The following is a 19,454-nucleotide window of genomic DNA, read 5'->3' as shown; positions in this document are numbered from 1 at the left end:
AAGCCTATGCGAAACTCAAATTCAATTGAAAAAAAACGAGAAGATGAACCTAGACTCAGCTATATGATCGCTCGTGTGGATCGAATCATTAGTAAACATCTCACAGAATGTCTAAAAGATTTAAATATTAGCTTACCTCAATTTACTGCTTTATCGGTTTTGGCAGCTAAACCGAACTTATCTAATGCCAAGCTGGCAGAGCGTTCTTTTATCAAACCTCAATCTGCCAATAAAATTTTACAAGACTTGTTGGCCAATGACTGGATTGAAAAAACACCAGATCCAACTCATGGTCGTCGTATTCTGTTGACGGTGACCCCTAAAGGTCTGGCAAAGTTAGCAGAATGTAATCATGTGGTTGAAAAAGTGGAACGCCAAATGTTGCAGGGCATAGATATTAATTTGGCTTACTTAATTCGCAATAATCTAGAAATTATGGTGAAAAACCTAAGCACAACTCCTGCAATAATAGACGAATCCTAAAGTTGGACTAGCGTTCACTTTTAGCCAGTTCGACGTTGATATAGCTCATAATCATGGTTTTTAAACCTTGCACTAGCTCATCAAAAGTGATGTAGGGATTGGGCAAAATCAAATGTCGGGCAATATTAAAAATTCCACTATTGATACTAACGTATGCGGTCACGGCTAAATTATTGACTTTAAGGTATTTGGGATTATGCATCATGTATTTCATAACGATATTCATCAACTCACGTTCAATCTGGTTGATATATTTGTCATATTTCAGCTCACTGGCATAACGTAAGCAAAGCAAATAACGTTCATTATTTTGGGTCAGTAAGTCGCGAAAAGTATAAAAGATAAGCTCAATAACCGATTCGAGATCCATATTCATAATGATGGGGGTAAGATTCTGAATCATGTCCAAAATCTCCTGCACAAAAGAATGTGCCATTGCATCATAGATTTCTTCTTTGTTTTTAAAGTATTCGTACAATGAGCCAACACTCACCCCTGCAATATCTGCAATATGTCGGGTAGTCGTACCGCTGGTGCCATGTAATGCAACAGAAATAAAACCTGCTTCAATAATGGTGTCAACCGTGACTTTAGCGCGAGTCTGGCGTGGTTTACGTGTGCTCAACGTTGAATCCTTAAAATCCGAATGTTAGTTCAAGTTATCATGTCAGGCCATATTCACCAAATTAAAAAACATAAATCCGAACAGGTGAAATTGTTTATTTAACTTAATTTTTTAGGGAAAAATAAATAAATAATGTCATTTGCTTAAAGTGTCATTATTTATATTATTTTTTGCCAATATATTTATTTATATTTAGTAAAAACAAATAATTATATTTGAATGGTTTTGATAGTGAGGTGAGGAGAGTTAACTCTTTTATGGGGATTTGGAAAATTTAGACCCGAATTGAATCCGAACATGAGATCAGATTAGCATGAAACTGTCCTCGAAGTGTGAACAATATTTCGGTTTACATGATTGAATGCTTTAAGAAGGTGTCGCCATGATTACGACAGTAGTAAAAAAATCAGTCCAAGCTTTCAAATCCACGCCAAAATTTGAATTATCTGATTATTCTCAAAAACAAACCATTCCTATTCGTCATCTGGCGATTGGATTTGAAGGTCAAGAAATTGATATTTCATTTTATATGAATAATCAGTTTGCTACGATTTTTTTCGCCACACTTTCTGTATTTTTGACTTATGGTGAAGATTTGGTGATTGAAACTGCGCGTTTTCATCGTGATATGGTAAAAGATCCAATTTTGAAACAGCGCGTAACTTCACTTATTGGACAAGAAGCCATTCATTCTAAATTACATAATGAATTTAATGATGCTATTGCTCATGAAGCGATTAACTATCCTGTCGCTTTATATCGGTTTTTGGGTGAAAAATTCTTTGAAAATATTTTCTTAAAATTTCCACAACCTTTAAAGCTTTCCATGATGGCTGGAATTGAACATTTTACTGCTGTACTGGCCGAATACATGATGAAGCATGAAAAGAATTTTTATTATTCAGATGATGCTAAAACACGTGCTATGTGGATGTGGCATATGTTGGAAGAGTCAGAACATAAAGATATTGCCTATGATGTTTACCAGTTATTGAATGGCAATTATCCACTACGGGCAGCAGGCTTTTTTATTGCATTTGGTACAATTTTAGGCCTGATCCCATTTTCCACTCTTTTTGTTCCGATGCTACGCAAGCCGAAAGATATGTTGACTCGAAAGTTTTGGAAAGATGCGAGTCGCGGTGTGAGCTTGATTTTCAGTCCAAAAGATGGAGTATTTGGAAGCACGATGGGGCAAATCTTTGATTACTTACGTCCAGATTTTCATCCGGATGATCATGATACAACCGCTTATCTTGAATATTACAAAGATAAACTGCTGTCAGAAGGTGGAGCTATTGCGCCTTATCTGGTTAAAACATTTACGCCACCATTACGTCACTAAGCAAGGATGATGTTCAGTCAATCGGCTGAGTTAAAAGGGAACAGCTTATGAAATTATTGGGTCGTAAAAATAAAAAGCCAAGTCAACAGGCTTATGCGGTTGTAACAGGTGCAGGCAGCGGAATCGGTCGTAGTTTTGCACTAGAACTTGCTCGTCGTGGTGGTACTGTAGTGTGTTCGGATATCAATCTGGATGCAGCTAAAGAAACTGTTAATCTGATCGAACAACTCGGTGCTACTGCATTTTCAGTGCAATGCGATGTGGGCAAGGCGGAACAGGTCGTGAAACTGGCTGAACAGGCCGAAAAGTTAATGCAAAACCCAGTGACGCTGGTAATCAATAATGCGGGCATCGGTTTAGGTGGTAAGTTTGATGAAATGACGATAGAAGATTGGCAATGGTGTATGGATGTCAATTTATGGGGAGTCATTCATGGTTGTCGCACCTTTGTACCGAAGTTTAAACAATTGGGTCATGGCGCCATTATTAATGTTGCATCCGCAGCATCTTATACCGCTGCACCAGAAATGACGGTGTATAACGTCAGCAAGGCAGGGGTTCGGGCATTATCAGAAACACTATCTGCCGAACTTAAAAAGTTTGACATTAAAGTCAATGTTTTATGTCCGACGTTGGTGCCCACCAACATTATTAAAAATGGCAAAGTACCTCACAAAGGAATTCTGGATTATGCACTGACGAATCTGGCGTTTACTACTAGTGATAAAGTGGCAAAGCTGACGCTCGATCGATTGGATCGAAACAAGCTTTACACCATTCCCCAGATTGATGCCAAACTTTTCTGGTTGATGAAACGTGCAGCACCAAATCTATATGCAAAATTTTTAGGGACTTCGTACAGATTAATGAAATAAGCCTGAGAAAATTTAAAGTCGTTTGCCAAATGAGATACCTGTAAACGTGGTTCATAAACTACGATGTATCAACCACATGAATGACCTTGAATAAAAGTAGGCAAATTAACAAGTACAGATAGAAATAGATAGGATATTCTGATGACAGCTCAAGCAAAAAAATTAAACTCAGCTGAAAGCAAAGCCTTACCGCAACACATTTACGATGCTTTTATTGTGGGTGCAGGTATTTCAGGAATTGCAGCTGCGATTCGACTTGATCAGGTGGGTTATACCAATTACAAAATCATTGAAAAAGCCGGGCGCGTAGGTGGCACATGGCGTGAAAATACATATCCGGGTTGTGGCTGCGATGTCCCTTCAGCGCTGTATTCTTATTCTTTTGCTCCAAGTGCTAAGTGGAGTCATTTATTTGCGCGTCAACCTGAAATTTTAAACTACCTAGAAGATGTCAGTCACAAATTTAATGTTCATGAAAAAATTGAATTTGAGACAGAACTGGAAAAAGCAGCGTGGGATAACGAACGTAATGTATGGATACTTGATACCAATAAAGGTCAGTATCTTTCTCGTAGCGTAGTTTTTGCAACGGGTCCAATTACCGAAGCACAAATCCCTAAACTGGATGGAATTGAAACATTTAAAGGTGAAATGTTTCATTCCGCCAAATGGAATCACGCTTATGATTTAACGGGTAAACGTATTGCCGTGATTGGTACGGGCGCCTCTGCCATTCAGTTTGTGCCACAAATTCAACCCTTGGCCAAAGAACTGTTTGTTTTCCAGCGTACGGCACCTTGGGTTGTGCCAAAACCAGATATGGAACTTGGTGAGTTTGGTAAGTCTGTCATTGAAAAATTTCCTGTGATTCAGTCGACGTGGCGTAAAACCGTCGCACAATCACTGAATGCGATTAACTTTGGTTTGCGTAACCCTGCTGTACTAAAGCCTGTAGGGGAATTGTTTAAACAGGTATTAAAATCTCAGGTCAACGATCCAGAATTACTTAAAGCGGTGACGCCTGATTTTACTATTGGCTGTAAACGTTTATTGTTTGCTAACAATTATTATCCTGCCTTACAAGCTGAAAATACCCATTTGATTCCTCATGGTTTGGTCAAAGTCGAAGGCAATACCGTCATTTCTGCCAATGGTGAACGTCATGAAGTTGATGTCATTATTTGGGGAACTGGCTTTGAAGTGTCCCATCCACCGATTGGTCGTCGTGTTTATAATGATAAAGGCGAATGTTTAAATGACCTGTGGAAACATAGTTCTCCAGAAGCTTATTTAGGGACAAATATTGAAAATGTGCCCAATGCTTTCTTGGTACTAGGGCCAAATGTATTGGTTTATGATTCGTTTATTGGTTTAGCGGAAGCACAACTTGACTACATTATTGATGGTTTACAAAAAATCAAAAAACACAATATTGCCAAACTAACCATTAAACCGCAGGTGATACATGCACATAACGAATTGGTACAGAAGCATTTAAAAACGACTGTATTTAACGCGGGTGGTTGTAAGAGCTATTATCTGGATGTTAACGGACGCAATTTTGCAGCATGGCCTTGGTCACTGAAAAAATTAAAACAGCGTTTGAAAACATTGAACTTGCGAGATTATGACGTTAGTTATCAAACTACAGTGAGTGAAAGTAAAGTAGACGCTTAATTTTCTGGTTTATATTCAACACATATAGCAGTCTATTGTTTTTCAATTGACTGCTTTTATTTTGATGCCCGTTTTTATTTGATTTTCAGTTTTCAAAGGAATATGACATGAAACAAGGACAGTCCAGCCGTACTGCCGAAGCCGCTGCGGCATTACGTGCTAATCATTATTTATTCTCTCCTGATCCAATTTTTGCTGATGCTTACGCTTTTGAGATGACCAGCAAAGGCTGGAAAGCTTTATTAAAGTTACCTTTGATGAATAGGCTATTTAACTCACCACCACTTAATCGAACGTTGGGGCTATTGACTGCTCAGGTGGTAGGACGTTCCCGTTATGCCGAAGATCAATTACAACAAGCGATTGAAAAAGGAATCGATCAATATGTGTTGGTTGGAGCAGGGCTAGACTCATTTGCTTTGCGTCAGGCGGCGCGTTATCCGGATTTAAAAATTTTTGAGGTCGATCATCCCGATACTCAGCGTTTAAAAATACAAAAATTAAAACAGCTTGGTGATATTCCTGCAAATGTCGAATTTGTAGCCATTGATTTTGAAAAAGAGTTTTTGGCACACGCTTTATTAAGAAGTGGTTACAGCCAAGACCATCCTGCTTTTTATTCATGGCTGGGTACAACACATTATTTACAACCGGAAACTACCTTACAAACTTTAGAAAGTATTGCTGGTTTTGCAGTGCCTCAAAGTGAAATTGTGCTGGATTATTCGATTGATTTTAAGCAACTACAAGGTATTGAAAAAATTGGTACTCAAGCTGTTGCTCAATTCACAAAAATCTTGAGAGAGCCTTTGAAGGGGCAATTTAATTCATCAGAATTACATCGTTTTGTTGATCAAATGGGCTTTCAGGTACTTGAGGATTTATCAGGTGATGAACTATCGCAACGTTATTTTTATGCCCGTCCAGACCATATCAAACATACAACGGCAACCCATATGTTGCATCTGATACTTGTATCAGGAAGGGAGTAAACACAGATTGATTTAAAAAATGCAATTTATAAAGATGTGACGTAGTCACTTGCCGAGTGACGCGTTATGATGAATACCAGTGAGTTACTGGGACAGCGCATGAATATTATTGCAGATGAAAATCTGGCATTTACTGATTATTTTTTTTCTGAATTTGGCAAAGTTGAACATCGGGGTGGTCGTCATTTACAGCACAAAGATGTCAAAGATGCAGATGCCTTAATTATTCGATCTGTAACTCAAGTAAATCATGCCTTGATTGACCAGACTCCATTAAAGTTTGTGGGGAGTGCGACCATTGGAACAGACCATATGGATATTACTGCACTAGAGCAACAGGGTATTACATGGACCAATGCACCAGGATGTAATGCACAGGCTGTAGCAGAATATGTCATTACCGCTTTATTACATTTAAAACCTGAATTATTACACCAACAAATTACACTGGGTATCGTTGGTCTAGGGAATGTTGGACGTCGTCTGACAACGATGGCGAAATTATTAGACTGGCGTGTAATAGGTTATGACCCTTATGTGCAGCTTGATTATATTGAAAATGTCTCATTTGAAAAATTATTGCAAGATAGCCATGCCATTTCAATCCATGTTCCTTTGACAAAAGCAGGCGATTATCCAACTTATCATTTATTTAATGAACAGAGCCTGCGAGCAATGCCACGAGATACGATTTTGATCAACAGTGCACGTGGGCCTGTGGTGGAAGAACTTGCTTTGATGAATGACATTCAGAAAACAAAACGTCAAGTGGCGCTAGATGTATTTGAACATGAACCATTAATTTCAGCACAATTGCTGGATTTAGTTGGTCTGGTTACACCGCATATTGCAGGTTACAGTTTGGAAGGTAAAGCACGAGGCACCCAAATGGTGTATCAGGCCTTTTGTCAGCATTTTGGTTTTAAAGCCGAGAAACAGTTTGAATCACAACTTCCTCTTTGTGAACCATATTTTAAAGATTTATCATTGAAACAGGTCCTACAACGCTATCTTTCAGACATTTATGATATTCAGCGTGATGATCAAAATTTACGAGCCTGTGTCAAAGAGGGAAAAGTTGATCAACAGGCCTTTGATCGATTAAGAAAAGAATATCCACTGCGTCGTGAATGGGCAGCGCATGGAGGGCCTTTGGCATGAGTCAACTCTCAGGTTTAAATTGTTATCAGCCAACTTGCTCCATGGACGCACTCAAAGCGCGCGCCAGACTATATCAAACGATTCGTGATTTTTTCGATAAACGTGATGTAATGGAGGTTGAAACCCCGATTATTTCTCAGGCTGGGGTGACTGATGTACATCTAGCTTCCGTACGTGCATTACGTTGTATTGAAGGAAAAGAGCGTCTTCAATACTTACAAACTTCGCCAGAGTTTGCCATGAAGCGTCTGCTGGCGAGTGGAAGCGGATCTATTTATCAGATCTGTAAAGTATTTCGTGATGATGAACACGGGCGTAAACATAATAGCGAATTTACCATGCTGGAATGGTATCGTCCTGAGTTTGATTTAAAAGACTTAATGCATGAAACTGCGGATTTATTACAAAGTTGCTTAAGACATCGTTTTGATGATATTCGCCCCATGATTCTAAGTTATAAACATGCATTTCAGGATCGTCTGGAGATTAATCCTTTACAAGCAAGTTTACAGCAATTAAAAAACACCGCTCAACGTGTTGGCTTAACTCTGGACTTAGGTGATGATCGTTTGGCTTACATGGATTTACTCTTTTCACATTTTGTCGAGCCGAGTCTAGGGTTTGACACGCCAGTATTTTTAACTGATTTTCCGCCTGAAATGGCGTCTTTAGCCAAAGTACGAATAGATGAGGATGGAGAGCAAGTTGCTGCACGTTTTGAGCTTTATATCGAAGGTCTGGAATTAGCCAATGCCTATGATGAATTATTGGATGCGCAAACGTTAAGACAGCGTTTTGACGCAGATAATCTTGAACGTAAGCATCAAGGTTTACCCCAAATGCCGCTGGATGAATATTTATTGGCGGCCTTACCGAATATGCCCGCTTGTTCGGGTATTGCTCTTGGGATTGACCGTTTATTGATGATCGCGACACGTCAAATGCGGATTGATCAGGTGATCGCTTTTCCTGCGACAATTGCGTAATATTTCATCTCATCCTCAAAAACCGACCAAAAAATAAGCCGCATCATGGCGGCTTATTTTTAAATATAGAGTTAGTCTTGTTGAATTCCGCCCACTAACCAGTCTTGCTGTGAACCCGCAGGTTTAACAAAATGCCAGATTTCAGAGAATGGCTGTGGCTGGCTATTTAAGTCTTCACTAACCGTACCTGTAAAGCGTACGCTGACCACATACTGACCATTTTCAGTGTTACTATCAATAACCATCGCATTCAGGTTGCTGAATTCAGCCACATCTTGATCTTGATTCGCCATGATATCGTTATACATGGAAGTATAAAGATCTGGAGTTAAATAACGGCGAATCTCTTCAATATTGCTCGCAGAGTTTACCGATTGAATATGATTAAAACGCTGGCGCGCGATACGCAAGAATGTTGCAGGTTCAGTACCATCAGGAAGCTGATTGCCACTGTTGGTATAAGCACTACCAAATGGTGCAGAAGTTGGCGCTGCATTTGAACTGCCACCTACACTTTGTCCGAAGATATTCGTGTTATCACCCGTTGAAGAACGAGTGGTTGTGGTATTTTGTCCAAATGGAGTTGAGCCTCCAGCATTGTTTGGCGCAAATGGATTATTCGCAGCAACTTTTTGTTTATTGCTGAAACGACGGAAAATAAAGAAAGCAATCGCTGCAATCAAGACAATCCAGATCCAGCCAGGAATGCCACTCTTTTTCTCTTCTTGAGCCTGTGCCTGAGCTGCTGCATCCTGTTGTGTTGCCTGCTGTTCAGGTGAAGTTGAATGACGGTCATCCGCCAGCGCATTGGCAGCAACGGCACCCACAGCAGCACCTGCAACACCCGCAGCAACCATTGAACCAACACCAGGACCAGAACGCTGAGGTGTACCAGCAGGTGCTGTTTGCGGTGCAGGAGTCACTTGGCGAGGCTGTTGATAAGACTGGCTTGGGGCTGCTGAACGTGACATACCATGGCTTTTGCCACCACCTGCACGTTTTGCTTCAGCAAGAGGAGCAACCACCAAAGCAGCCATCAAAATACCTGCTAATAAACCACGCTGTCGTACTTCCATCGAAAATTCCTATATAAAATCAATTTACAAATGTATTTATGCAGTCTTTTTTCATGAATTTCAATAATAAAAATATATTTTTTATGTCAAATCATATCGGTTGCTTTAGTTTAACTCTTCACTTAATTGTAGAGCTTCACTCAGTGCCTCATGTAAACGCGCCACTGCAATGACCTGTACGCCATCGATACTTTTTTGTGGTGCATTCCCTCTGGGTAAAATTACATATTTAAAGCCATGTTTTGCTGCTTCTTTGAGACGTTCCTGACCATTTGGAACAGGACGGATTTCACCAGATAGTCCTACTTCGCCAAATACCGCAAGCTGTTGCGGTAAAGCTTTTCCGCGTAAACTAGACGCACAGGCCAGTAGCACCGCTAAATCAGAACCTGTTTCGGTAATTTTTAGTCCACCTACTACATTCACGTAAACATCCTGACCAGAGGTTTGTACACCTCCATGACGATGCATGACCGCAAGTAGCATATTTAAGCGGTTTTGTTCAAGTCCAAGAGCAACCCGCCGTGGTTGACCATGTGCATCATCCACCAATGCCTGTACTTCAACCAAAAGTGGGCGAGTACCTTCACGACTAATCATCACGATAGAACCAGGAATTGCTTCATCATAACGACTTAAAAAAATGGCAGAAGGATTAGCTACTTCACGTAGCCCTTTGTCAGTCATACCAAAAACACCCAGTTCATTCACTGCGCCAAAACGGTTTTTTACTGCGCGAATCATACGGTAGCGTGAATCTGATTGCCCTTCAAAATACAAAACGCAATCTACCATATGTTCAAGTACACGCGGGCCAGCCAAAGCGCCTTCTTTTGTAACGTGACCCACGATAAATAAGGCAGTTCCACTATGTTTGGCAAAGCGAGTCAGTAAGGCAGCTGATTCACGAATTTGTGAAACCCCACCCGGAGCAGATTGCAGGGTTTCCGTATATAGGGTTTGAATTGAATCTAAAATAGCAACAGCAGGCCGCTCCTGTGCCAAAATCTCACAGATCCGTTCTACACAGGTTTCAGCCATGACTTTGAGTTTATTAGCTGGTAAATCTAATCGCTGGGCACGGAGTGCCACCTGAGATAATGATTCTTCACCTGTAACATATAATGCGGAGCTATTACTGCTTGCCATATAAGTTGCGGTTTGCAGCAAAATGGTAGATTTACCAATACCGGGATCACCTCCAATCAGCACCACTGAACCAGTGACCAGCCCGCCACCAAGTACTCGATCAAACTCGCCAATGCCAGTAGCAACACGTGTCTCATGCGAAACAGAGATTTGATTTAATGTCGTGACTGTGGAGGTTTGGCCTGCATAACCGCCCAGTTTAGGTTTGCCGCGATGTGAGGAAGTAGGTTCAAGACGGACTTCGAGCAAACTATTCCATTCACCGCATTCTGAGCATTGACCTGCCCACTTGGGGTGATCTGTACCACATTGTTCACAGCGATAAACAGTTTTAACTTTGCTCATATTCAGTGCATCTTGGAATTAATGAATCAGGGAAATGTAACAATTGAGAACTTTAAACACAAATTTTGTAGGAAAATATCGCCAAAAAATAGTTTGGCACGTAAACTGCAATCTCAGGAAGAAGTTCAATTACAGCTTAAAAATGGAGTAAGTATGTCTAAAAAAGCATCTTATAGGCGTTTTTATCAAGAAAAATGAAGCAATAAGTTAAAAAACTTTTTTGTTTTAAATAGTTTTAGGCTTATTTTAAAAAACAAAATTTGAGAGTTTAAAAAAACAATGTCAAATGAAAATTTTGGTTCACATTCTGGAGAAGGTGAACTCTCACGTAGTTTATCCAATCGTCATTTACAATTGATTGCAATTGGCGGTGCGATTGGTACAGGGTTATTCATGGGGTCGGGCAAAACGATTAGTTTGGCTGGACCCTCTATTTTATTTATTTATATGATCATTGGATTAATGGTTTTTTTCGTCATGCGTGCGCTTGGTGAATTGCTTTTGTCCAATCTTCAATATAAATCATTTATTGATTTTTCAACTGACTTAATTGGCCCTTGGGCAGGTTATTTCGTGGGCTGGACATACTGGTTGTGCTGGATCACGATCGGTATCGCAGATTTGTCTGCCATTATTTATTACTTACAGTTCTTTAATAATGGGCAGCCCTTTAGCCCCACTGAAGGGGCAATGATCAGTGTTGCGGCCATTGTATTCATCATGGGGCTAAACCTCATGACGGTAAAACTCTTTGGTGAGCTTGAGTTCTGGTTTGCCATGATTAAAATTACTGCGATTGTGGTATTGATCGCAGTGGGTTTGTGGATGGTTTTTACAGGATTTACTTCAACAGCAGGTGATATCGCCTCATTTAGTCATTTATGGGCCAATGGTGGTTTCTTCCCGACGGGAGCAGAAGGTTTTCTGGCGGGTTTCCAGATTGCAATTTTTGCCTTTGTTGGTGTGGAGTTGGTTGGTACTACAGCGGCTGAAACCAAAGATCCCGCGCGTAACCTCCCTAAAGCAGTCAATTCGATTCCAATTCGTATCATTATTTTTTATGTATTGGCGTTATTAGTGGTCATGTCTGTGACGCCGTGGAATCATATTAATCCAAATGTCAGTCCCTTTGTAAACCTATTTAGTCAGGCGGGTATTGCGGCTGCGGCAATTATCATGAATCTAGTGGTATTGTCTTCAGTGATGTCATCTATGAACAGCGGTGTCTTCTCGACGAGCCGTATGATGTTTGGCTTATCACGTGAACATCAAGCCCCTAAAGCTTTTGGATCGTTAAATAAAGGTCAGGTTCCTGCCAATGCCCTTTATTTTTCGACAGTGTGTTTGTTGCTAGGCGCTGCTTTACAATATTTTGTGCCGAATACAGTTGAAGCATTTACACTTGCAACAACTTTATCCACCATTTTATTTATCTGTGTTTGGCTGATGATTATCTGGAGCTATATGCGTTACTACAAAACGCGTCCAGAGTTACATGCGGCATCGACATTTAAATTGCCAGGTGGGTTGACTACCTGTTGGGTCGTGATTATTTTCTTTGTAAGCATGATTTATGTCTTGTCACTCGAACCCGATACCATGAAAGCCTTGATGGTCAGTCCAATCTGGTTTGTAATTTTAATTATCGGGTATTTTGGTTTTTATAAACCCCGATTAAAAGCCCATAAATAATTGAAAAAAACGCCAGTCTGTGACTGGCGTTTTTTTACTTCAAAATTAAAGCGCTAAACTTTTTTGCTTTGGTCATGACGATGATCACGGTATACTTGATCGAATTATTTAAATAGGTGGTCAGATGCGTCAGGTCATTTGCTACATCGGTTTATTGTCTGTAGGAACGTTTTTGGTCGGTTGTGGGCAGTCTGGTGCTTTACAGTTACCCTCTGATCCTCATTATGACAAACGTGCCAAATATTTACTTTACTCCTCTAAGGATGCTGAGCATCAAGCACAGCAACATACGACTGAGGTAAAACAAGAGCCTTCAGCTTCAGAACCAACCCCATCACCTTAACGTCTCAAAGATAAGGATACATTCATGAGTTTCTCCCGTATTCAAGGGATATTGCATGCTGAGCAATGTTCACTGCTTCAGCTTGCCGAACAGTTTGGTACACCGTTATATGTTTATTCAAAAGCAGCTTTTGAAAAACATTATCTAGATATGGATCGTGCTTTTGATTTTATCGACCATCAAATCTGCTTTGCGGTAAAGTCAAACTCAAACCTTGCGGTATTGAATGTATTAGCCAAGCTTGGAGCGGGTTTTGATATTGTGACGGGTGGTGAGCTTGCACGTGTGTTGGCGGCGGGTGGTGATCCTGCCAAAATCGTATTTTCTGGTTTAGGTAAATCAGAAGCAGATATTGAAAAGGCATTACAGGTTGGAATTGCTTGTTTTAACGTCGAATCTTATGCGGAACTTGATCGCATTCAAAAAGTCGCAGCAAAACTGGGTAAAAAAGCACCGATATCCTTACGTGTCAATCCAGATGTGAATGCTAAAACTCATCCTTATATTTCAACGGGATTAAAAGAAAATAAATTTGGTATTCCAAGTGATACTGTTTATGAAACTTATCAATATGCGGCTTCTTTAGCGAATCTAGATGTGGTAGGAATAGACTGTCATATTGGTTCACAATTGACAGAAACTAAGCCTTTTGTGGATGCTTTAGATCGTGTGATCATGATGATTACGGAGTTGAAAAAACGGGGTATTGACCTCAAGCATATTGATATTGGTGGTGGTTTAGGCGTTTGCTATAAAGATGAAACACCACCAAGTGTTGAAGAATATGCCGATGCATTGAAACCTGCATTGCAACAGCTTGGTTTAAAAGTGTATATGGAGCCAGGACGTAGTATCAGTGCCAATGCTGGTGTACTGCTCACCAAAATTGATTTACTTAAACCAACGAACCATCGTAATTTCGCGATTATTGATGCAGCCATGAATGACTTGATTCGTCCTTCTTTATATGAAGCATGGATGGATATTCAGTCGGTGGATGCCAATACTGATGCTGAAGCAAAAGTATGGGATATCGTAGGGGCCATTTGCGAGACAGGTGATTTTCTTGGAAAAGACCGTACTTTGGCATTAAAAGACAATGATGTATTGGCGGTGCTTGGTGCCGGTGCCTATGGGTTTGTCATGAGTTCAAACTATAATAGTCGCGGTCGTGCTGCTGAAGTTATGGTCAATGCAGATCAGGTTCATCTGATTCGTGAGCGTGAAACGATTGAATCATTGTGGGATAAAGAACGTTTATTACCTGAGGAGTAAAACATGTTGCTTGAATTTACAAAAATGCATGGCTTAGGTAATGACTTTGTTGTGGTCGATTTGATTAGTCAACGTGCCTATCTTGATACTACTACCATTCAACGTATGGCAGATCGCCATTTCGGGATTGGTTTTGATCAGTTACTCATTGTTGAACCACCCGATTTTCCAAGTGCTGATTTTAAATATCGTATTTTCAATGCGGATGGTTCCGAGGTTGAGCAATGTGGGAACGGCGTTCGTTGTTTTGCCCGTTTTGTGCATGATCGCCAACTTACCAATAAAACCAAAATTAAAGTACAAACTAAAGCGGGTATTGTTGAACCTGAATTAGGGCTAAATGGTTTGGTTCGAGTCAATATGGGGTTTCCAAAGTTTTTACCGAATGAAATTCCGTTTGTCACTGAGGAATTTGAAGCGCTTTATACCCTAGAACTTGCTCATGAACAAAGCTTGAAAATCGATGTTGTCAATATGGGCAATCCCCATGCAGTTACTATCGTGCCAGATATTTTGACCGCGGATGTAGCGACTATAGGGCCACAAGTTGAATCCCATGTTGGTTTCCCGCAACGAGTGAATGCTGGTTTTATGCAAATCCTTGATGAAAAACATGTACGTCTACGTGTTTTCGAGCGTGGAGTGGGTGAAACTTTAGCTTGTGGTACAGGAGCTTGTGCTGCAGCGGTCAGTGGTATGCGCCGTGGTTTACTGGCCAACGAGGTTGAAGTTGAACTGGCAGGCGGCAAACTGCAAATTGCCTGGCGTGAAGGTGAGGTGGTTTGGATGACTGGACCAACTTCAACAGTTTATGACGGTCGTCTGGATTTACGTTATTTTCAGGGCTAAACATAGAAAACTGGTTCCAAAGAACCAGTTTTCTGATTTTAATTTAAGATATAAATTATCGGTCTATTGCTATTAAAAATTTTGTAGCTGTTAATCATGTACTGATGTTTTTATAACAAATAATGTTTTTAATAAAAAATGAAATAGTGGATAAAAACAAATGAATACAAAGGCAAAGGAATAGTATTTAGAGAAACCTACTTCAAAAAGTAGCAGATGAAGCTGCGTATCGTCCTGAATTTCTTGAGGCATTCATGCATAACTCAGCGCGAGATGAAGAACCAGTTTTAGTGGTGGGTTTATTATTGGGTGCAGTTGAGAAAAACCAACTTTATGAAATCAAATTGGGCAGGTTGTTTACGATAGTCTTGGAGAAGTAGTTGATATTTTTATCATTGATCCACAAGAATCTTCAAATTTATCTGGTTATCTGCTTGAGACCGAACCTTTTTATCTGCGTCAAAATAAAAACGAGCTTTCTTTACTCAGTTATTTTCACGAAAATAATGCAAAATAAATGGCTAAAAATAGAAAATGAATTCCGTTAAACATGTAATCTTTCTTCCTGGCGCATCAGGAAGCACTTCATTTTGGTTTCCTTTAATTGAGAAGTTACCCCAAGATATCACTCTACAAATGATGGCTTATCCTGCTTTTGCGAATGAGCCTGCACATCCAGACATCCATAATTTTGACCAATTGCAGCAATATATCCTTGAAAAAATTGATCGCCCATCGGTATTAATCGCTCAATCAATGGGAGGGATTTTTGCTGTAGCAGCAGCTTTGCAGAAAACAGAATTGATACAGGGTTTAGTACTGATTGCTACATCGGGCGGTATTGATCTGAGCAAATTCAAAGTGGCTGATTGGCGACAACATTATGCAAAAGAATTTTTAGATTATCCGGACTGGTTTATCACCACTAATATAAATTATGAGGATCAACTTGCACAGATCCAGCAGAAAACTCTGTTAATCTGGGGGGATCAGGATCTCATCAGTCCTGTTGACGTGGGCCAATATCTAGAGCAGTCATTCAAAGATGCTAAACTGAAGATTATTCAGGGTGGAGAACATGATTTAGCCCATCACTATGCTGAACAGGTGGCAAAAGAAATTATGCTATATTTATATCAGATCGATAAGAATATTTTAACTTAAGCAAGGAGAAATGATGTGATGCTTGATAACCATCAACTTCTTGAAATGTGGCTTAAAGAACGCACTATTCAAAATCAGTCTGAACATACGATTCATGCATATCAACGAGATTTAAATGATTTTTTTGTGTTCTGTGAGAACAAAAAGTTGGGGCTCAATGAGATTGAAGCCTCAGATTTACGAGAATACCTAGCCTTTAAAGTCGAACAGTCAAATTTGAGTAGCAGCAGTATTCAACGCCATTTATCTGCGATTCGTCAGTTTATGAAATGGGCACAACAAAGTAATTATCTCAACATGAATCCAACTGAGGACTTTAAGCTCAAACGTAAAGCACGACCTTTACCCGGCATGATAGATATTGAAACAGTTAATCAAATACTGGACCAGCCGGCACCAGAAAAAGTAAAGGATCAACAACTTTGGCTACGTGATAAAGCCATGTTGGAATTACTTTATTCCAGTGGTCTGCGTTTGGCAGAACTGCAAAGTTTGAAAATGAATGATCTTGATTTTAAACGTCAGCTTTTACGTGTAACGGGTAAAGGCAATAAAACTCGTATCATCCCTTTTGGAAGTAAGGCTAAACAAAGCTTAATAGAATGGCTGAAAATTTATAAGATTTGGAAAGGGAATGTTCTACCAGATAGCCCTGTCTTTGTTTCACAAAAAGGGGGGGCGCTTACACCACGCCAAATTGAATCAAGAGTGAAAATTCAGGCACAACGTGCGCAGGTCAATGTTGACTTGCATCCACATTTATTACGTCATTGCTTTGCGAGTCATATGTTGAGTGCCAGTGGTGATTTACGTTCAGTTCAGGAAATGCTCGGCCATAGCAATCTTAGTACGACCCAGATTTACACACATGTCGATTTTGATTATTTGGCACAAAGTTATGATAAAGCCCATCCTAGAGCCTAGGATTTTCATCTTAAAAAGATGAGTTGAGTTTTATTGTTACATTTCGAATGGCTTAAATATTTAAAAATTAATGGACTGACATTTTTGATCTGATGAGTCAGTAACGGTCAAATATCTAATTTTGTATAAAAGCTAAGCAAAAAAAGTGGCCTATCAGTCAGACTGATGAATTAAATCAAAATAAAACATATTATAAATCAAACATTAATAAAATATAAAAATTGCTGTAATTTCATGGAGAAACCTCCAAGAAAAAAAAGAATGAACTGACCATTTCAGGCTTTTTACGACTTTTTCGCATTGTTGGTGTAATTGTGACTTGACCGAAATGCCAAACACATTGCAAGATAAAGCACCTAAAAAATTCAATATGAAGCGTTAATATAACTCTTCTCAACATTTACTTGCTGAAACAGCCGAGGATTACATGAAGGCTCTTGTTGCTGTAAAACGTGTGGTTGATGCCAACGTTAAAGTTCGCGTTAAGCCGGACAATAGTGGGGTTGACCTTACTAACGTTAAAATGTCAATTAACCCATTCTGTGAAATCGCAGTGGAAGAAGCGGTTCGCCTAAAAGAAAAAGGAACAGTATCTGAAATCGTTGTGGTTTCTGTTGGTCCTAAAGAAGCTCAAGAACAAATCCGTTCTGCAATGGCTTTAGGGGCAGATCGCGGTATCTTGGTTGAAACGACTGATGAAATTGGTGCTTTGGAAGTTGCCAAAATTATTAAAGGTGTCGTAGAACAAGAAAAACCAGAATTGATTCTCCTTGGTAAACAAGCGATTGATGATGATTCAAATCAAGTTGGTCAAATGCTTGCTGCGTTGCTTGGTGCAGGTCAAGGTACTTTTGCTTCAGAAGTAAAAGTCGATGGCGGTAAAGTTCAGGTTACTCGTGAAGTTGACGGTGGTTTACAAACTGTTGAGCTTGCGCTTCCAGCAATCATCACCACAGATCTTCGTTTGAATGAGCCACGCTATGCGGCACTTCCAAACATTATGAAAGCGCGTAAAAAACCGCTTGATACTAAATCGCCTGCGGATTATGGCGTGGCTACAGGTACTAAACTTAAAACAGTTAAAGTTGAACCACCTGCTGAGCGTAAAGCTGGCGTGCAAGTGAAATCTGTTGATGAACTTGTTGAAAAATTGAAAAATGAAGCGAAAGTGATCTAATACAGAAGGATAAAATCATGAGTATTTTAGTAATCGCTGATCACAACAACCAAGCGCTTAACGGTGCGACTTTAAACGTTGTTGCGGCAGCTCAAAAAATCGGTGGTGATATTGCTGTATTGGTTGCTGGTTCTGGTGCTCAAGGCGTAGCGGATGCTGCGGCTAAAGTTGCTGGTGTAAGCAAAGTATTACTTGCAGACAATGCACTTTATGCTAACCAATTGGCTGAAAATGTTGGAAAACTAGTGGCCGATGTTGTGAAAGAAGGTGGCTATAAATATGTTTTAGCTGCTTCCACCACAACAGGTAAAAATATTTTACCACGTGTTGCCGCATTACTTGATGTCAGCATGATCACGGATATTATTTCTGTGGAATCTGCAAATACATTTAAACGCCCAATCTACGCGGGTAACGCGATTGCGACGGTTCAATCTGATGAAGCAGTGATTGTGGGTACTGTACGTGGTACAGCATTTGATCCTGTGGCTGCAGAAGGTGGTTCTGCTGCGGTTGAAACTGTGGGTGAAGCGGCTGATGCTGGCGTTTCTTCTTTCGTAAATGAAGAAATCGTGAAACTTGACCGCCCTGAATTGACTGCTGCACGTATTGTTGTTTCGGGTGGTCGTGGTGTCGGTTCTGGCGAGAACTACCATAAAGTTCTTGATCCATTAGCGGATAAACTAGGTGCTGCACAAGGTGCATCGCGTGCTGCGGTAGATGCTGGTTTTGTTCCAAACGATTTCCAAGTGGGTCAAACTGGTAAGATCGTTGCACCTGATCTCTATGTTGCGGTTGGTATCTCTGGTGCGATTCAGCATTTGGCAGGTATGAAAGACTCTAAAGTAATTGTTGCGATCAACAAAGACGAAGAAGCACCAATCAATAGTGTTGCTGACTACTGGTTAGTAGGCGATTTGAACACTGTTGTACCAGAATTGGTATCTAAGCTTTAATTCTTAGGATTAAGTCTTAGTCAACGCCTTTAAGCAAATCCTGAAGTTAAATACTTTATGATTTGTTTTAAAGGCGTTTTTTATTAGAAGTGATAAAAATAATGTGGTTTTATACCATTTTGCTGTTAAATATTTCACAAATTTTAAAAAAGAATGTGTTCTAAGTATTTGATTTATTCCATTACGAATAGATCTGTGGAACTGTCTGTTTTTTCAGCATAAATTTACTCAAATATTAAGAGATACACTGCATTAATCCATCACATTATCCGCATGATTTATGCTATACTTTTTAGCTATGTTTTTTACTTTTAGTTCAGTCTTTTGGACTAAGTTTTGCGAGATTAATACATAATTTGT

The 19,454-nt window shown here is 39.9% G+C and carries 19 protein-coding genes; 16 read left to right on the top strand and 3 right to left on the bottom strand.

Going from position 1 to position 19,454, the window contains the following annotated elements:
• The first annotated feature begins 6 nt into the window (after positions 1 to 6).
• Positions 7 to 483: a MarR family winged helix-turn-helix transcriptional regulator gene (locus IAE19_RS07775; protein WP_200460375.1), complete on the top strand. Its 477-nt coding sequence runs from the start codon at positions 7 to 9 to the stop codon at positions 481 to 483.
• A 7-nt stretch (positions 484 to 490) separates the two neighbouring features.
• Here IAE19_RS07775 and IAE19_RS07770 read toward each other — a convergent pair whose 3' ends face one another.
• Positions 491 to 1,108, bottom strand: a complete 618-nt coding sequence (locus tag IAE19_RS07770; protein ID WP_200460374.1) for a TetR/AcrR family transcriptional regulator — start codon at positions 1,106 to 1,108, stop codon at positions 491 to 493.
• 382 nt (positions 1,109 to 1,490) lie between these two features.
• On the opposite strand from IAE19_RS07770, the gene IAE19_RS07765 reads away from it, so the two are divergent.
• The 6 genes from IAE19_RS07765 to epmA all read left to right on the top strand — a co-directional run bounded on the left by IAE19_RS07765 (position 1,491) and on the right by epmA (position 8,144).
• Positions 1,491 to 2,453 (top strand): metal-dependent hydrolase, encoded by a 963-nt coding sequence (locus tag IAE19_RS07765; protein ID WP_200460373.1) that lies wholly within the window; start codon positions 1,491 to 1,493, stop codon positions 2,451 to 2,453.
• A 47-nt stretch (positions 2,454 to 2,500) separates the two neighbouring features.
• Entirely contained in the window at positions 2,501 to 3,328 is an 828-nt protein-coding gene (locus IAE19_RS07760) for an SDR family NAD(P)-dependent oxidoreductase (RefSeq protein ID WP_200460372.1), read from the top strand.
• Positions 3,329 to 3,469: 141 nt separating this feature from the next.
• A complete protein-coding gene (locus tag IAE19_RS07755; protein ID WP_200460371.1) occupies positions 3,470 to 5,005 on the top strand; it encodes a flavin-containing monooxygenase in 1,536 nt (511 codons plus the stop codon).
• Between the two features lie 107 nt (positions 5,006 to 5,112).
• A complete protein-coding gene (locus tag IAE19_RS07750) occupies positions 5,113 to 5,997 on the top strand; it encodes a class I SAM-dependent methyltransferase (RefSeq protein ID WP_200460370.1) in 885 nt (294 codons plus the stop codon).
• 99 nt (positions 5,998 to 6,096) lie between these two features.
• Complete coding sequence (locus tag IAE19_RS07745) at positions 6,097 to 7,158, top strand: 4-phosphoerythronate dehydrogenase (RefSeq protein ID WP_200460496.1); 1,062 nt, start codon at positions 6,097 to 6,099, stop codon at positions 7,156 to 7,158.
• Positions 7,155 to 8,144 (top strand): EF-P lysine aminoacylase EpmA, encoded by a 990-nt coding sequence (epmA, locus tag IAE19_RS07740; RefSeq protein ID WP_200460369.1) that lies wholly within the window; start codon positions 7,155 to 7,157, stop codon positions 8,142 to 8,144. The genes IAE19_RS07745 and epmA overlap by 4 nt, the downstream gene beginning before the upstream one ends.
• A 71-nt stretch (positions 8,145 to 8,215) precedes the next feature.
• Here epmA and IAE19_RS07735 read toward each other — a convergent pair whose 3' ends face one another.
• Complete coding sequence (locus tag IAE19_RS07735) at positions 8,216 to 9,220, bottom strand: Tim44 domain-containing protein (protein ID WP_200460368.1); 1,005 nt, start codon at positions 9,218 to 9,220, stop codon at positions 8,216 to 8,218.
• A 105-nt stretch (positions 9,221 to 9,325) separates the two neighbouring features.
• Positions 9,326 to 10,714 carry a DNA repair protein RadA gene (gene radA, locus IAE19_RS07730; RefSeq protein WP_200460367.1) on the bottom strand — a complete coding sequence of 463 codons (1,389 nt, stop codon included), beginning with the start codon at positions 10,712 to 10,714 and terminating at the stop codon, positions 9,326 to 9,328.
• Positions 10,715 to 10,993: 279 nt separating this feature from the next.
• Between radA and IAE19_RS07725 the strand changes: the two genes are divergently transcribed.
• The 9 genes from IAE19_RS07725 (at position 10,994) to IAE19_RS07690 (ending at position 19,094) form a co-directional block, all read left to right on the top strand.
• A complete protein-coding gene (locus tag IAE19_RS07725) occupies positions 10,994 to 12,406 on the top strand; it encodes an amino acid permease (protein WP_200460366.1) in 1,413 nt (470 codons plus the stop codon).
• Positions 12,407 to 12,530: 124 nt separating this feature from the next.
• The gene (gene lptM, locus IAE19_RS07720; RefSeq protein ID WP_200460365.1) at positions 12,531 to 12,749 is read left to right on the top strand and encodes an LPS translocon maturation chaperone LptM; all 219 of its coding nucleotides are present in this window, start codon (positions 12,531 to 12,533) and stop codon (positions 12,747 to 12,749) included.
• Between the two features lie 24 nt (positions 12,750 to 12,773).
• Positions 12,774 to 14,024 carry a diaminopimelate decarboxylase gene (lysA, locus tag IAE19_RS07715; RefSeq protein ID WP_200460364.1) on the top strand — a complete coding sequence of 417 codons (1,251 nt, stop codon included), beginning with the start codon at positions 12,774 to 12,776 and terminating at the stop codon, positions 14,022 to 14,024.
• Between the two features lie 3 nt (positions 14,025 to 14,027).
• Complete coding sequence (gene dapF / locus IAE19_RS07710) at positions 14,028 to 14,873, top strand: diaminopimelate epimerase (protein ID WP_200460363.1); 846 nt, start codon at positions 14,028 to 14,030, stop codon at positions 14,871 to 14,873.
• 254 nt (positions 14,874 to 15,127) lie between these two features.
• The gene (locus IAE19_RS16715) at positions 15,128 to 15,253 is read left to right on the top strand and encodes a hypothetical protein (protein ID WP_265092539.1); all 126 of its coding nucleotides are present in this window, start codon (positions 15,128 to 15,130) and stop codon (positions 15,251 to 15,253) included.
• A 154-nt stretch (positions 15,254 to 15,407) separates the two neighbouring features.
• The gene (locus IAE19_RS07705; protein WP_200460362.1) at positions 15,408 to 16,037 is read left to right on the top strand and encodes an alpha/beta fold hydrolase; all 630 of its coding nucleotides are present in this window, start codon (positions 15,408 to 15,410) and stop codon (positions 16,035 to 16,037) included.
• A 45-nt stretch (positions 16,038 to 16,082) separates the two neighbouring features.
• A complete protein-coding gene (xerA, locus tag IAE19_RS07700; protein WP_200460495.1) occupies positions 16,083 to 16,961 on the top strand; it encodes a site-specific tyrosine recombinase/integron integrase in 879 nt (292 codons plus the stop codon).
• A gap of 427 nt (positions 16,962 to 17,388) precedes the next feature.
• The gene (locus tag IAE19_RS07695; RefSeq protein ID WP_200460361.1) at positions 17,389 to 18,138 is read left to right on the top strand and encodes an electron transfer flavoprotein subunit beta/FixA family protein; all 750 of its coding nucleotides are present in this window, start codon (positions 17,389 to 17,391) and stop codon (positions 18,136 to 18,138) included.
• A gap of 17 nt (positions 18,139 to 18,155) precedes the next feature.
• Positions 18,156 to 19,094, top strand: coding sequence for an electron transfer flavoprotein subunit alpha/FixB family protein (locus IAE19_RS07690; protein WP_200460360.1), 939 nt, complete (start codon positions 18,156 to 18,158; stop codon positions 19,092 to 19,094).
• Positions 19,095 to 19,454: the final 360 nt, after the last annotated feature.

Source organism: Acinetobacter sp. S40, assembly GCF_016624705.1.
Classification (GTDB): Bacteria; Pseudomonadota; Gammaproteobacteria; order Pseudomonadales; family Moraxellaceae; genus Acinetobacter.
This window is presented reverse-complemented; position numbering and strand designations above follow the sequence as displayed.

Excerpts from the sequence above, each read along its gene's own strand:
- IAE19_RS16715 (WP_265092539.1), top strand. The coding sequence starts at position 15,128 with ATGCATAACTCAGCGCGAGATGAAGAACCAGTTTTAGTGGTGGGTTTA.
- radA (WP_200460367.1), bottom strand. The coding sequence starts at position 10,714 with ATGAGCAAAGTTAAAACTGTTTATCGCTGTGAACAATGTGGTACAGAT.
- IAE19_RS07765 (WP_200460373.1), top strand. The coding sequence starts at position 1,491 with ATGATTACGACAGTAGTAAAAAAATCAGTCCAAGCTTTCAAATCCACG.
- IAE19_RS07705 (WP_200460362.1), top strand. The coding sequence starts at position 15,408 with ATGAATTCCGTTAAACATGTAATCTTTCTTCCTGGCGCATCAGGAAGC.
- xerA (WP_200460495.1), top strand. The coding sequence starts at position 16,083 with ATGTGGCTTAAAGAACGCACTATTCAAAATCAGTCTGAACATACGATT.
- IAE19_RS07695 (WP_200460361.1), top strand. The coding sequence starts at position 17,389 with ATGAAGGCTCTTGTTGCTGTAAAACGTGTGGTTGATGCCAACGTTAAA.
- lysA (WP_200460364.1), top strand. The coding sequence starts at position 12,774 with ATGAGTTTCTCCCGTATTCAAGGGATATTGCATGCTGAGCAATGTTCA.
- IAE19_RS07760 (WP_200460372.1), top strand. The coding sequence starts at position 2,501 with ATGAAATTATTGGGTCGTAAAAATAAAAAGCCAAGTCAACAGGCTTAT.
- IAE19_RS07690 (WP_200460360.1), top strand. The coding sequence starts at position 18,156 with ATGAGTATTTTAGTAATCGCTGATCACAACAACCAAGCGCTTAACGGT.
- dapF (WP_200460363.1), top strand. The coding sequence starts at position 14,028 with ATGTTGCTTGAATTTACAAAAATGCATGGCTTAGGTAATGACTTTGTT.
- IAE19_RS07735 (WP_200460368.1), bottom strand. The coding sequence starts at position 9,220 with ATGGAAGTACGACAGCGTGGTTTATTAGCAGGTATTTTGATGGCTGCT.
- IAE19_RS07750 (WP_200460370.1), top strand. The coding sequence starts at position 5,113 with ATGAAACAAGGACAGTCCAGCCGTACTGCCGAAGCCGCTGCGGCATTA.
- lptM (WP_200460365.1), top strand. The coding sequence starts at position 12,531 with ATGCGTCAGGTCATTTGCTACATCGGTTTATTGTCTGTAGGAACGTTT.
- IAE19_RS07745 (WP_200460496.1), top strand. The coding sequence starts at position 6,097 with ATGAATATTATTGCAGATGAAAATCTGGCATTTACTGATTATTTTTTT.
- epmA (WP_200460369.1), top strand. The coding sequence starts at position 7,155 with ATGAGTCAACTCTCAGGTTTAAATTGTTATCAGCCAACTTGCTCCATG.
- IAE19_RS07755 (WP_200460371.1), top strand. The coding sequence starts at position 3,470 with ATGACAGCTCAAGCAAAAAAATTAAACTCAGCTGAAAGCAAAGCCTTA.
- IAE19_RS07775 (WP_200460375.1), top strand. The coding sequence starts at position 7 with ATGCGAAACTCAAATTCAATTGAAAAAAAACGAGAAGATGAACCTAGA.
- IAE19_RS07725 (WP_200460366.1), top strand. The coding sequence starts at position 10,994 with ATGTCAAATGAAAATTTTGGTTCACATTCTGGAGAAGGTGAACTCTCA.